General features: G+C 52.4%; 11 protein-coding genes. 7 read left to right on the forward strand and 4 right to left on the reverse strand.

The window, feature by feature from the left end:
• Positions 1 to 63 precede the first annotated feature (63 nt).
• From kduD to kduI, 3 genes are read right to left on the reverse strand one after another with little or no spacing between them, the layout of a single operon-like run.
• Positions 64 to 810, reverse strand: coding sequence for a 2-dehydro-3-deoxy-D-gluconate 5-dehydrogenase KduD (kduD, locus tag CJP46_RS07475; RefSeq protein WP_094594914.1), 747 nt, complete (start codon positions 808 to 810; stop codon positions 64 to 66).
• Positions 811 to 847: 37 nt separating this feature from the next.
• Positions 848 to 1612 carry a DeoR/GlpR family DNA-binding transcription regulator gene (locus CJP46_RS07480; protein ID WP_094594915.1) on the reverse strand — a complete coding sequence of 255 codons (765 nt, stop codon included), beginning with the start codon at positions 1610 to 1612 and terminating at the stop codon, positions 848 to 850.
• Positions 1613 to 1643: 31 nt separating this feature from the next.
• Positions 1644 to 2477, reverse strand: a complete 834-nt coding sequence (gene kduI, locus CJP46_RS07485) for a 5-dehydro-4-deoxy-D-glucuronate isomerase (RefSeq protein WP_094594916.1) — start codon at positions 2475 to 2477, stop codon at positions 1644 to 1646.
• Positions 2478 to 2676: 199 nt separating this feature from the next.
• On the opposite strand from kduI, the gene CJP46_RS37370 reads away from it, so the two are divergent.
• The 6 genes from CJP46_RS37370 (at position 2677) to CJP46_RS07520 (ending at position 12289) form a co-directional block, all read left to right on the forward strand.
• Positions 2677 to 3885 (forward strand): GNAT family N-acetyltransferase, encoded by a 1209-nt coding sequence (locus CJP46_RS37370; protein ID WP_306431033.1) that lies wholly within the window; start codon positions 2677 to 2679, stop codon positions 3883 to 3885.
• 299 nt (positions 3886 to 4184) lie between these two features.
• A complete protein-coding gene (locus tag CJP46_RS07500; RefSeq protein ID WP_256992230.1) occupies positions 4185 to 6425 on the forward strand; it encodes an AraC family transcriptional regulator in 2241 nt (746 codons plus the stop codon).
• Positions 6426 to 6631: 206 nt separating this feature from the next.
• Entirely contained in the window at positions 6632 to 7618 is a 987-nt protein-coding gene (locus tag CJP46_RS07505) for an ABC transporter permease (RefSeq protein WP_094594917.1), read from the forward strand.
• 67 nt (positions 7619 to 7685) lie between these two features.
• A complete protein-coding gene (locus tag CJP46_RS07510; RefSeq protein WP_094594918.1) occupies positions 7686 to 8591 on the forward strand; it encodes a carbohydrate ABC transporter permease in 906 nt (301 codons plus the stop codon).
• Between the two features lie 116 nt (positions 8592 to 8707).
• A complete protein-coding gene (locus CJP46_RS07515) occupies positions 8708 to 10420 on the forward strand; it encodes an ABC transporter substrate-binding protein (RefSeq protein ID WP_094594919.1) in 1713 nt (570 codons plus the stop codon).
• 300 nt (positions 10421 to 10720) lie between these two features.
• Positions 10721 to 12289 carry a catalase gene (locus tag CJP46_RS07520; protein ID WP_373557974.1) on the forward strand — a complete coding sequence of 523 codons (1569 nt, stop codon included), beginning with the start codon at positions 10721 to 10723 and terminating at the stop codon, positions 12287 to 12289.
• Positions 12290 to 12321: 32 nt separating this feature from the next.
• Here the strand turns inward: CJP46_RS07520 and CJP46_RS07525 are convergent, their stop codons facing one another.
• Positions 12322 to 12729 carry a winged helix-turn-helix transcriptional regulator gene (locus CJP46_RS07525; RefSeq protein ID WP_094595118.1) on the reverse strand — a complete coding sequence of 136 codons (408 nt, stop codon included), beginning with the start codon at positions 12727 to 12729 and terminating at the stop codon, positions 12322 to 12324.
• A 160-nt stretch (positions 12730 to 12889) separates the two neighbouring features.
• Between CJP46_RS07525 and CJP46_RS07530 the strand changes: the two genes are divergently transcribed.
• Positions 12890 to 14020 carry a Gfo/Idh/MocA family protein gene (locus CJP46_RS07530; RefSeq protein ID WP_179281064.1) on the forward strand — a complete coding sequence of 377 codons (1131 nt, stop codon included), beginning with the start codon at positions 12890 to 12892 and terminating at the stop codon, positions 14018 to 14020.
• The last annotated feature ends 103 nt before the right edge of the window (positions 14021 to 14123 follow it).

Raw genomic sequence — 14123 nt, forward strand, 5'->3', positions numbered from 1 at the left:
GAAGGGAACGGGGGTCAGTCCCCGGAACCCTTTCTGAAATGGCAGCTTTTTTTGAATACGACGTTATCTGGCGAGCCAGCCCCCGTCGACGCACAGCACGTGGCCGTTGACATAATCGGATGCCTGGGAAGCGAGGAATACGACGGGACCCTTCAAATCTTCGGGCGTGCCCCAGCGGCCTGCCGGAATCCGGTCGGTAATCGATTGCAGCCGCTGCTCGTCCGAACGGATCGGAGCCGTATTGTTCGTTTCCATATACCCAGGGGCAATGGCGTTGATCTGGATGCCTTTACCAGCCCACTCGTTGGCAAGCGCTTTGGTAATCCCGGCAACCGCATGCTTGGTGGCTGTGTAGCCTGGCACATTAATGCCTCCTTGAAAGGAGAGCATGGACGCAATATTGATGATTTTGCCGCTGCCGCGCTCGAGCATGTGGCGTCCGGCGAGCTGGCTGAGGAAGAACACCGAGTTCAGATTCAAATTGATCACGTCGTTCCAATCCTGGCGAGCATGGTCCACTGCCGGAGTCCGGCGGATGATGCCGGCGTTGTTCACCAGAATATCGATGCCGCCGAAAAAGCCTAGCGCCTGCGCGAACACCTGATCCAAAGCGCTCGTGTCACTTAAGTCGGCGGAAATTTGCTCAGCCTTCCCGCCCAGCTTGCGGATCGCTTCGACTGTCCGGTCGCTGTTGGTCGAAGAGATGCATACGACCGAGGCGCCGGCTTCCGCCAGGCCAACGGCCATGCCTTGTCCCAGGCCCCCGGACGTGCCGGTGACCAGGGCGATTTTACCCGTCAAATCAAACATGGTATATCAGTCCTTTGAATGGGATGGGTTGGATGCTTCAATGCGCTTCGGCCACTTCGAGACGGGCGCCGGCTTGGCGAATGGTGTCAGCGAATTCGGGGCTGCACCCCGAGTCGGTCAGGATCGCTTCAACTTCGTTCAACTTCGCAAACGTCAAGAGGGCGCTTTGTCCGAATTTGTGATGGTCCGCCACGGCGTAGCAGGTACGCGCGGTTTCGAGTAGCGCCCGTTTGATGTCCAGTAGCTCTCCGGTATAGATCGTTAGCCCGTCTTCAGGATGCAAGCCTGTTGCCGACAAAAACGCCTTATGAATATTCAGCCGCCGAACATAGGTGACCGCTTCCGGCCCCGCCAGCATGTTCCGCACGCGATAGCCTCCGGGGACAACAAGCCGGATGGCATCCTTGCGGGCAAGTTCCGATATGATGTGGACATCATTGGTGACGACGGTCAGCGGCTGATTGTCCAGCGCTTTGGCGATTTCGAGCGTCGTGCTGCCGCCGTCCAGGGCGATGACATCATTCGGTTCGATCCGCGAAAGGGCCAGGCGGGCAATTTCTTCCTTCTCCTGAGCGTGGCGGGCCAGCGGTTCTTTCGTGGACAGAATGCCGAGCTGGTCGCTTTGCGCCAGAATCGCTCCGCCATGTACCCGCTGAAGCAGTCCTTTGTCCTCCAGCTTGGCCAGATCCTCGCGGATCGTCTTGCCGGTAACGTTCAGCCGTTCACTCAGTTCGGCAACCGTCACCTCCTGTTTGGCCAGGAGCAGTTCCATGATGTTTTCATAGCGGCGTAAAGGGTTCATTGTTTATTCATCCATTCGTTCGAGTTTTCTCTTATTTTAATTCATCCATGCCGACAGGGTCCATATCTTCAAAGATCTGGTTCTCGCCGGCCATGCCCCAAATGAAGGTGTAGCTGTTCGTTCCGACGCCGCTATGGATAGACCAGCTTGGGGAGATGATGCCCTGTTCGTTCCGGACGACAAGGTGCCGAGTTTCCTGCGGTTCCCCCATGAAGTGGAAGACATTGCCGTCTTCCGGCATGTCAAAGTAGAAGTAAACCTCGGAGCGGCGATTATGCGTATGGCACGGCATCGTGTTCCACATGCTGCCCGGCTTCAAAAGCGTCATGCCCATCACCAACTGGCAGCTTTGTATTCCACCGGTATGGATGTAACGGTAGATGGTTCGTTCGTTGGAATTGGTCAGGCTGCCAAGGTTGTTAGGCGAAGCTTCACTGATAGCCGCCTTAACCGTCGGGTAGGCCTTGTGGGCAGGTGTGGAGTTCAAATAGTACTTAGCCGGATTCGCTTTGTCGCTGCTGCTGAATACCACTTCCTTGGCTCCGAGACCCACGTAGAGGCAGTCCTTCGAATCGAGGGAATAATCCGTACCGTCGACACTGATCGTGCCCGGTCCACCGACATTGATGATGCCGATTTCGCGGCGCTCAAGAAACGTATCGGCCCCCATCGTTTTTGGGTCAGCTTCCAGCTTGACGCTTTGGTTCACAGGAACTGCGCCGCCGACGATGAATCGGTCGACATGCGTGTAGTAGAGTGTGAGCTGATCTTCCACAAACATCGATTCGATCAAAAATTCCTGACGCAGGCGCGCAGTATCAAACGCTTTCACTTCTTGGGGATGAGATGCGTATCTAATTTCCATGTTCGTACCTCCAAAGGTTCATAATGGTTTGAATTAGTTCTATATTGTTCATTATAGTTCATTTATTTGGAATTTCAAGCATCTTTTGAAGCGGATACATTTCCACAATTGACCAGCCATTCGGCGATCTGATATGTTGGACTTGGAAGGTAAAACGATAAAATTTACGCTAATTCCAAAACTCCGGGAGGTGATGAGATTGTCGGAAGCATTCCATATCCGGCCGGCGGAAGCGGCGGATATCCCGTTTTTGTGGGAGATGCTGTACGCTTCCATGTATACGCCGGAAGGGGAGCCCCCTTTATCGCGCGATATCCTTTCGCGGCCTGAAATATCGAAGTACTTGGACGGCTTTGGAAGGGCGGGAGATATGGCTTTTATAGCTGTCTCTGATAAAGGTGAGCGATTGGGCTCGGTCACACTCCGATTGTTTGATGCGGAACATCCCGGATACGGGTACGTGGACGCGAATACGCCGGAGCTGGGTATGGCCATCCTGCCGGAACATCGGGGAAAGGGCATCGGAACCCGGCTCATAGAGCGGGCGTTCGAAGAGCTGGATGCTGCAGGAATTCCGGCCGTATCCTTAAGCGTAGACCCCAGAAACCGTGCGATGAGGCTGTATGAACGCTTCGGTTTCACGAAAGTCGGGATGTCGGGAACTTCGGTCACGATGAAGGCGCGGGTTCACCGCCCGGACATGAAGGGAACCGGGGTAGACACTACATATATGGAAAGTGGGGAACAACACATGAGCCAAAGCGTCAAGAGGCTGGACAAAGAAATGACGAAGCGGGTTCAACTGGACTATTTGCTGCATCTTCCTGAAGCCTATGAAAGCGAACCGGAAAAGGAATGGCCACTCATCCTTTTCCTGCACGGGGCGGGAGAACGCGGAAATGATGTGGAGCTGGTCAAGGTACACGGTATTCCTAAGATCGCGGAGCAAGATCCGGCGTTTCCGTTTATCGCCGTGTCTCCCCAATGTCCGGAGGATTTTTTCTGGGCGATGGAGGAAGACGCCTTGATGGCTCTCCTGGATGATGTACAGCATCAATATCGAGTAGACCCGAAGCGTGTTTATTTAACGGGGTTAAGTATGGGCGGCTATGGTTCATGGCATTTGGCTGCTATGTATCCTGGTAAGTGGGCTGCGGTGGTGCCGATTTGCGGGGGCCTGGAACCCAAATATGCCAAGCAGATCAAAGATATCCCGATCTGGGCGTTCCATGGGGCCAAGGATGATGTTGTTCCGCTGTCGGAATCCGAACAAATCGTGAAGGCGCTGGAAGAAATCGGCGGCAACGTGAAATTTACGGTATATCCGGACGCAAATCATAATTCCTGGACCGAGACTTACGCCAACAAAGAATTGTATGCCTGGCTGCTCAGCCACTCATTATCTTAAATAAAAAAAAGGATGGATAGGCCGGGGCGGTGCCTGGCTTATCCGTCCTTTTTTGTATGCCAACGTATTTTTCACCGATCAAGCGTCCGCTTACCGCATCCCAACCGAACTCGCTCATGATCATCGGTATGCCGGCGCCTCCGGCCCGGTCTAGTTCCGCTCGAAAGCAGCTTAATTACGGTTTGCGATGATTCGTCCCAAAAATAATTCTAAAGGTTATCCCTGAACCGAAAGGGGATCAGCCTCCGCCGTATAATTCATTAATACCAAAGAGATTGACCACAAAAAAAGGCGGGGTTATGATGCGCAAATCATGGTTTAAACGACTGTTGTTGTCCTACATGCCGGTATTTATCATTGTCGTCACCTTTATTTTCTTTATTTTCTTTCAACTGTTCAGCGAGCAAAGTCGAAGTGAGGCGCTGAATGCCAACAAGACGCTTTCCCTTCAGGCGATGCGGATCGTGGATACGTCGCTGAAAGTGATCGATAATATGATCGTCCTTGAGAGTATTAACAGCGAGCCGTTAAACAATTTTTTTCGGGCAGCTGGAGGCAGTGATCCTTATATCAACATCAGGGCCGTGCAGAAGCTCAAAGAACTGATTAATTACTACCCTTTGATCGATTCGATTTACCTGGTGCGCAATTCGGATGGATATGTGCTCAGTGACGCAACCAACGCCTACATTGGCTCGTATCCTGACCACACTTTTATAGAGGAATACCAAGTATCGAAAACTCCGAAGTGGACCGGTGGGCGCAGCTTTGAACAATTCAAAATGATCGGCGGCAAACAGGTGGTCAGCCTGGTGCGTGGATCTCCATATATGAAAAATGATCTCGGTATGATCGTGGTTAACGTCTCGGTGGATTCGCTCAACAAGTTGACGGAAGATATGTATGAATCGAAGGTCAGCTTTATCCAGGTAAACGATGCTTCCGGCCGACTTTTGTTCGGAAGTGAAGCGAAAGTAGAAAAATCCGAGCTCTTCTCGGAATATACCTCCGGCTACACCGGTTGGAAATATGGAAGCGGTCTCATCAACGGCGGATATGTCAATGCGGTTTCAGCGCTGTATAACCTGTGGTTTGCGGTAGGTCTCATTATGATCGCTGCCGGATTCATCTGGATGATCTATGTGACTCGGCGCAACGCCAAGCCGATTGAGCGGATTGCGGAGCGTTTCAGCGGCTATTCCCTGCCTGTAAGCGGCGCTGGTTTATGGAAAGGCAAGCCCGATGAGTTCGCTTTTATTGAGTCGGCATTCGACCATATCCTGGAGCAGTCCAGGACATATCAGGAGAGATACCAGGAAGATCTTCATCTTCGAACAAGATATTTGTTCCATCAACTGATCGAGGGACAAACCGAGATAAGCCTGGAAAAGTGGAGGGAGGAAGCCGTCAGGCTGAATCTGCCCGAGCCACTGGAGCGGTTTAGGCTGCTTATCATTGAAATGGACAAGTACGGAGAATTCTGCCGGAAGTATACGGCAGGTGACCAGAATTTGCTGAAATTCACCCTGCGGACGGTGGCGGGCGAGATTGCGATGAGACTGAATATTCGTATCTGGTCGGAATGGACGTCACCTTCCAGTCTAGCCGTCATTTGCTTTGAGCGGGAGGAGACAGACGATAGAGAAGGGGAGGTTTTGGCCCGTTTTGCAGCGCAAACGCTGAACTGGACCGAACAAAACTTGAAATTCACTGTTACGATTGGAAGCGGCGAGGGGATATACCGGATCCATGACCTGCCCAAGTCGTATAAAAGCGCAGTCGAAGCGCTCAAATACAAAATCGTCCTCGGGGAAAACCGACTGATCCGCAGCCAGGATATCGCCGGCACAAGCAATGCCGAAGTATACGCGCATCTGGGCGAAATTCGTTCGATCATTCAATCCTTCCGAATGCTGAATATCGGGTGGGAAGAGCTATACGAGGCGTGGTTTGGACAGTTGAAGGGCAGCCTTCTAACCAACGAAGAGATATTTAATCTGATGAATTATTTACTGTACAACGTCGGCCGGGAGCTTTCGGACATGAATAAAGAATTCTATCGGCGATGGGTTCAGGAAGGACTTCCCATGCTGACGGAAATGTTGGAGCACGGCAGTTCACTGGAGCAGCTGCGGTTTGAAATCAAGCAGGAGTTGTCCAGTCTGTTCGAATCCATGCGCCGGCATCAGGAAGGCAGGCAGTATACATCGATGATTCGGGATATCTGCAAACTGATCGAGCAGGACTATGCCAACCCGAACCTTTCCCTGGAGATGCTCGGTGACCGCTTTCAGTTGAATCCCAAATATATCAGCAAATTGTTCAAGGAGCACACCGGACAGAGGTTTGTCGATTTCCTTATCCATGTTCGGATGCGTGAAGCGGTAAGGCTGTTGTTGGAAACGGATGACTCGGTACAAGAGATCGCGGAGGGGGTCGGCTATACCCATGCCATCTCGTTTACGCGTGTTTTTAAACGAATTATGGGAGTGGCACCGGGCGAATACCGCAGCGATCAGCTTCGTAAAGCAAACGGGTGAAAACGGTTTGGTGGTGGAAAACGGTTAAGGCGGCGATTGGATCGCGGCCTTTTTCGTTTTGCCGTAAAGAGGCGAAAATGGTTAACCCGTATATTCTTGTTTCTTGTTGACCAGCGGATCAGCCGTTTACAATCGCATTACATTCCGCTGCATTCGAAAAAGGGTGCAGCGATTTCCGAATCATACCTTGGAAGGAGTTCATGCTGATGCGAAGTCCGCGCAACAAGCTGCAAACCGGTCCTGGACTACCCCATTCCGCTCAGGCCGGAGCAGCCATCCGCCACCGCCCGCAAACGACATGGGTCCGGATCAGGCGCCATTGGCAGCTGTATTTGGTTCTCCTGCTGCCTTTTCTTTACTTGATTGTGTTCAAATATGTCCCCATGGCGGGGATCGTGATCGCTTTCAAGGATTACAGCGTCATTAAAGGGATTTGGGGCAGCCCTTGGGTCGGGTTCAAATACTTTGAACAGTTTTTCGCATCTCCCAACTTCTGGCTCTACATCAAAAACACGCTCGGGATCAGCTTCTATGGTTTGGTCGTCGGCTTTCCGTCACCGATCATTCTGGCGCTCGCCTTGAACGAAATACGCGGTGGCTTGTTCAAGAAAAGCGTGCAGATGATATCCTACGCCCCCTATTTTATATCGACGGTTATCATGGTATCGATCATTATCGTCAATTTAACCCCCCATGTGGGCATGGTCAGCAAGCTGTTCGAAATGATGGGGATGACCCAAACGAATTTTATGGGTATGCCGGGGCTGTTCAAATCCATTTATGTCTGGTCCGATGTATGGCAGTACACCGGTTACGGGGCGATCATCTATATCGCTGCACTCGCCGGAGTGAATCCCGAACTGTATGAGTCGGCCAGAGTCGATGGAGCTTCCCGAATCCAGAAAATCATCAGCATCGATATCCCCAGCCTGATTCCGGTGTCGGTGATCATGCTGATTCTGAATCTAGGCAACATCATGAAACTCGGCTTCGAAAAAATCTATTTGATGCAAAACCCGCTCAATCTCGCCACTTCCGAAGTGATCTCCACCTATGTTTATAAGGTAGGACTGCTTGGTTCCAGTTTCAGCTTCTCGGCGGCCATCGGCTTCTTCAACTCGGTTGTGAATTTGATCCTGCTGATCGCCGTGAATTACATCGCCCGCAAGCTGTCGAGCAGCAGCCTGTGGTAAGACGCAGTAGAATCGGCGCGAAGGCTGGAACATGACTCATCAAATTGGTGTCCAAGGGGGGGACAAAATGTCCAAAGCAGCATCAACAACCATTCGGGAATCCAGGGGCGACCGCATTTTTGTCGCTATGGTCTATGCTTTTTTGACCTTGATTCTGATTATTGTGGCCGTGCCGCTGATCTACATCCTTAGCTCATCCATAAGCTCGCCGCAGGCCGTCGTATCCGGCAAAGTGTGGCTGTTCCCGGTTGATTTTACGCTGGATGGTTACAAGGCGGTGTTCCAGAACCCGCAGATCGGCGTCGGGTACATGAATTCCTTGTTCTATACGGTGGTCGGGACGGCGATCAACGTGACCTTGACGATCATGTTCGGATATCCGCTTGCCAAACGAACGCTGTACGGCCGCCATTTCTTTATGATTGTCCTGGTCATCACCATGATGTTCGACGGGGGCTTGATTCCGTACTATCTCGTCGTGAAGGATCTTCATCTGCTCGATACCCGATGGGCGATGATACTACCGGGAGCGATGGGGGTGATCCAGGTAATCGTTGCCCGCACCTTCTTCCAGACGACCATCCCGGAAGAGCTGTCCGAAGCGGCGGAGCTTGATGGATGCAGCGATATCCGATTCATTCTCAGCATCGTGCTGCCCCTGTCTAAACCGATCATCGCCGTTATGACGCTAATGTATGCCGTCGGCCATTGGAATGCGTATTTTGACGCCCTGATCTTTCTCAGGTCTCCGGACTTGTTTCCGCTGCAAATCATTCTGCGCAACGTCTTGATTCTGAACACGGTGGATCCGTCGATGATGGCCAATGTGGATCAGGTGCAAGCGCAGCAAGGACTGAAGGACCTGTTGAAATATTCGTTGATCGTGGTCGCGAGCGCTCCGGTGCTGATCATTTATCCTTTCGTCCAAAAGCACTTTGTCAAAGGAGTCATGATCGGTTCCCTGAAAGGATAGGCGGGGAGCCAGCTTAAGGGAGGTGGTGCGGTCCGCTATTACGGAAGAACCGGGTGCTTGGAGGATTTACAGGTTGTGACCAAGAATACCATGAAAAAGAATGGGGAGTTGTTTCGATGCGCAGAAGATGGACGAAGTCTTTAACCGCGGCGTTAACCTGTTTGTTAGCCTTGACGATGCTGCTGAGTGCCTGCGGGGGATCCGCTGATACGGGCAAGCCCGACGCTGCGGGTGAGCCGGGCGGGGAATCGCCTTCGGAACAAAGCGATTTGTTTACGGAGGTCGGCACCTATCCGATTGCGAAGCAGCCAATGACGATAAGAATGTTCGCGCCGCAGTTCCCGACCATCGAGAATATGGAAACCAACGCTTTTACCCAATACCTGGAGAAGAAAACGAACATCAAGATCGATTGGGATCTGGTTCCGAACAACGCCTTGAAGGACCGCAAACAGCTGATGCTGGCCAGTGGAGACTACCCTGAGGTCATCCTGCAGGGGGATCTCTCCAAGGAAGAACAAATGAAGTACGGCAAGCAAGGCGTGTTTATCCCGCTGAACGACCTGATCGAACAATACGCGCCGAATATTAAGAAAGCGATGCAGGATATCTCTTATATGAAGGATTCGATCACCGCCCCGGACGGGAATATCTACGCCCTTCCTCAAGTGAACGAATGTTATCATTGCGATAACGCGCTGAAGATGTGGATTAATAAGAAATGGCTCGATCAGTTGGGACTGTCCGTCCCTACCACCACAGAGGAGTTTTACAACGTCCTGAAAGCTTTTAAGGAAAAGGACCCGAACGGAAACGGCAAAGCCGATGAAATTCCACTCACAGGTTCGGATGAAATGTGGGCGGGCAACGTGTCGGCCTTCTTGATGAACTCCTTCATTTTGGATGATTATACCGAGAAGAACGCTGGCACCTTCCTGCGGGTCGCTGATGGCAAGGTTGACTTTACGGCCAATAAAGAGGAATGGAAACAGGGTCTAATCTACTTAAACAAACTGTACAAAGAGGGTTTGATTGATCCTGCCGCCTTTACGCAGAATGCCGACGCCGTTCAGCAAATGGCCAACCGGGAACCGGACAACGTCATGGGTGCATTGTCCACAGCGCTGATCAGCTACGCCTACAGCATGGATGACAAAGCGCCGCGGCATAAGGATTACGTCGTGGTACCGCCTCTGAAAGGACCCAATGGCGTTCAGCAAACCTTGAATTTTGCCGGTATTGGCAGTTCCCAGTTTGCCATTACGAATAAAGCGACCAAAGATCAGCAGATTGCCGCGATCCGCCTTGCAGACTACCTGTACACCGAAGAAGCGATCGTGCTGGAGGAGAACGGACCGGAAGACAAAGGCTGGCGGAAGGCAAAAGACGGAGAACTGGATATTAACGGACAGCAAGCGAAGTATACGACGATTCCGAAAACGGACAAAAAGCCGACGCATAATGACGGATGGGAACAGATCGGGCCATCGTTAAGAACTTATGCGTACCGGGCTTCCTGGACCGCACCGCAAGATCCGCTGGCATCGGACGGATACGGAACGCGGCTGAATCAGGTATCCAAGGAATATGAGCCATACCATTCCAAGGAGCAGTACCCAAATGGCGTATTTATCGCGCTGGAAGACGCGGAGATCGCGGCGCAAATCAAAACGACGCTGATCGATTACGTAAAGTCCAATATGGCTCAATTCATTACAGGATCCAAAGACATCAACAAGGAATGGGACGCCTACGTCAAGGGATTAGACGGACTCCAATTAACCCAATACCTTGACATCTATCAAAAAGCTTTGGATGCGAAAAAGTAAATGCTGAAGCGACAAGGGGTTCCCCGTTATCGGTTATGCCGAGAGGGGGACCTTTTTTCTTGCAGTCAGAAAATGGGCTGCTGGGTTATAAGATCGGCTCGTTCCGTGCCAGTTCCAGGCGCAAGCTCAGGGCATAAAAACGGAATTCGCTGGAAACTCTACTTCATATCATTGCGACTTTAAAACTACCCAGCTTATGTACATAAACCAGAAAAGGAGATCAGCAGCATGGACGAAAAACATAAGGCTATGGAGAACGGCACTTCGGTGACCGGTTCCGGAGATGCCGTTGACCGCCGCATGGCCCCGGGTGAAGACGAAATGTCCCTCACGACCCGTCAGGGCCATCCGGTGAAAAACAACCAGAACATCCGGACCGTGGGTACCCGCGGGCCGGCGACACTGGAAAACTATCAATTCATCGAGAAAATCACGCATTTTGACCGCGAGCGCATTCCGGAGCGTGTCGTGCATGCAAGAGGAGCGGGAGCGCACGGATACTTCGAGGCTTACGGCAAAGTCGGAGATGAGCCGGTATCCAAATATACACGGGCGAAATTGTTCCAGGAAGAGGGCAAAAAAACGCCGTTGTTCGTCCGCTTCTCCTCGGTCATCCACGGCGGTCATTCCCCGGAGACGCTGCGCGATCCGCGCGGTTTTGCCGTGAAATTTTACACCGAAGACGGAAATTGGGACCTGGTCGGGAACAACCTGAAAATTTTCTTTATCCGCGATGCCATCAAATTCCCCGACATGATCCATGCCTTCAAGCCGGACCCGGTCACGAACATCCAGGACAACGAACGGTTCTTCGATTTTTGCGCCAACTCGCCGGAAACGATGCATATGGTGACGTTCGTTCAATCCCCGTGGGGCATCCCGTCCAACTACCGGCAGATGCAGGGGTCCGGGGTCAATACCTATAAATGGGTAAATGCCGAAGGTGAAGCGGTATTGGTCAAGTATCATTGGGAGCCGAAGCAGGGTATTAAGAATTTGACCCAAGCGGAGGCGGAAGCTATTCAGGCCAAAAACTTCAACCATGCGACCCAGGACTTGTACGAAGCGATCGAACGCGGCGATTATCCGGAATGGGAGCTGTTCGTGCAAATTTTGAGCGACGATGACCATCCCGAGCTGGACTTCGACCCGCTGGATGATACCAAGCTGTGGCCGAAGGATCAGATCCCTTGGCATCCGGTCGGACGGATGGTGCTGAACAAAAATCCGCAAAATTATTTTGCCGAAGTGGAGCAGGCGGCATTTGGAACGGGCGTGCTCGTCGACGGGATGGATTTTTCCGATGATAAAATGCTTCAGGGACGGACGCTTTCTTATTCGGATACCCAACGCTACCGTGTTGGACCGAATTACCTGCAGCTCCCGATCAACGCGCCGAAAAAGCGGGTGGCCACCAATCAGCGCGACGGCCAGATGACGTATCATGTGGATACGGCGCCTGGGCAAAATCCCCATATCAACTACGAGCCGTCTTCGCTGAACGGTTTGAAGGAAGCTTCGCAGATCGATGCGGAGTACATGCCGCATGTGGAAGGCAAACTGATGCGGGCCAGCATTGAACGAACCAACGATTACAAACAGGCAGGGGAGACGTATCGGGCTTTTGACGATTTTGAGAAAAACGAGCTGATCAGCAATCTCGTAAACGGGCTTTCTTCCTGCAGTACGGTCATTCAGGAGAAGATGATCCATCATCTGACCCAGTGTGATGAGGAGTACGGCCGGCGCGTTGCCGAGGGGATCAAGCAGCATGGGCCGAGCAGTCACCATGGTCCGCTGGGCGCCACCCATACTCATGAGGCGGTGGATGAAGCCGAGCGGAAAGGGCACAGCACCGATTCGTATTAACAGCATCCATACATCTAAAAAAGCACGCAAACCTAAATGGTCTGCGTGCTTTTGTCTTCCCGGAATCTTTCTTTTGCATCGTATGCTTTCCGGGCTTGTTCGATCTGAGGATAATACTCGTTCAACCAATGGTTTAGATGACGCAGGTAGGGGATCAGGCTCTCTCCCAGCGGAGTCAGGGTGTATTCCACCACAGGCGGAACCTCCGGAAGAACGCTACGCTCGATAAGTCCGTCCCGCTCCAGCTGGCGGAGCGTTTGGGTCAGCATTTTTTGGGAAATGTCCGCGATGCTTCGCTGAAGCTGACCGTATCGTTTCGTGCCTTTCTCCAATACGAAAATGATGAGGACTGACCATTTATTCGAAACGATTTCCAATACACGCCGAGCCGTGCAGGACGTTACTGAAAATACGGGTTCCGCTGCTCTAATGTTTTCCATCATCCACCTCCTAACGCACCTTCGGGTTCGTGACGAACCGAAAAGTGCCTGCTTTCCACATTGTACTCACTGTATTAATCTATGTCTACCACCCCGAAACCTCTCCAGAATTTGGATGGGTAACAGGGGATCCCATATCCATTTCAAGGAGGCTATCTTAATGAATAAAAATCATCAACCTATTCGTGTCGGAATCATCGGTGCCGGTTTGAACGGTGCGTGGGGAGGGCGGGCGCACATTCCAGCGCTGAAGGCGCTGCCCGAATTTATGGTCACGGCCGTCGGTGCGTCGCGGCAGTCCAGCGCGGAAGCGAGCGCCAATCATTTCGGCATACGGCATGCCTTTTCCGATCCACTCGAGCTTGCCCTGCATCCGGAAGTCGATTTGGTTACCGTATCCGTCCGAGTTCCCGAGCATGACCGGCTGATTCGGGCGGCTCTTCAAGCCGGCAAGCATGTGTACAGCGAGTTCCCCCTTGGCCGCACGACCGCGGAATCGGCAAGATTGCTGCAGGCGGCCCAGGAACAAGGAGTGCGCCACTTCGTCGGGCTCCAGTCGCGGGCCAATCCCGTCGTTCGTTATGTCCGGGAGCTTCTGGCCGAAGGTTATGTCGGGGACGTGCTTGCCGTTCACGTCAATTATGCTGTGCCGGTGTATCCGATCCGTTCCAAGCAGATCGACCAGAGTCACGTTTATATGCTGGATGATGCGAACGGCGCCAATCAGCTGACGATCGCCGGCGGACATCTCCTGGATGGGATTATGTATCTCTTGGGTCCGTTCTCCGAAATTTCGGCCATATTGAAGACGCAAGCGCAGCAGGTGCTTGTGGAAGAAACGGGCGAAATGATCCACGCATCGGCACCAGACCATGTCGTCGTCAGCGGCAAGCTGCCCGGAGATGCAGTCTTCAGCAGCCAAATCCGCAACGCACACGCGGGAAACTTCTTGATCGAAATCAACGGTACGAAGGGGGATCTACAGATCCGTTCACGGCAAAACTTTATGTTCCAAATCGACGACCTGACCGTGCTTGGTACACAGGGGGACGGGGAGCTGAAGGAACTGCCGCTGCCCGACTATATCCTCCAGCCTCCGGTCGGGCTGATCGGAACCGCTGCTTACAATGTGGCGGGCATTTACCAGCAGATCCACCGGGATCTGGCGAATCACACGCATGAAGCTCCGGATTTTCAAACCGCGCTTGCGATTCACGAGCTGTTGGATCAGGTACGGAAGGCAGGGGAGACGGGAACCGTATTGACGATGAAGAAGACCGAAACCGTTTAAGGTTTCGGTCAGTGGAAGCGGAAGAACGGGGAAAGGCGGTAAACCGTCGCCAATTTCTCTCAGACGGCCGGTTTGTACATGCATTGGAGTCTTTTTGTTTGAG

The sequence above is a fragment of the Paenibacillus sp. XY044 genome, assembly GCF_002257645.1.
Lineage (GTDB): Bacteria > Bacillota > Bacilli > Paenibacillales > Paenibacillaceae > Paenibacillus_AQ.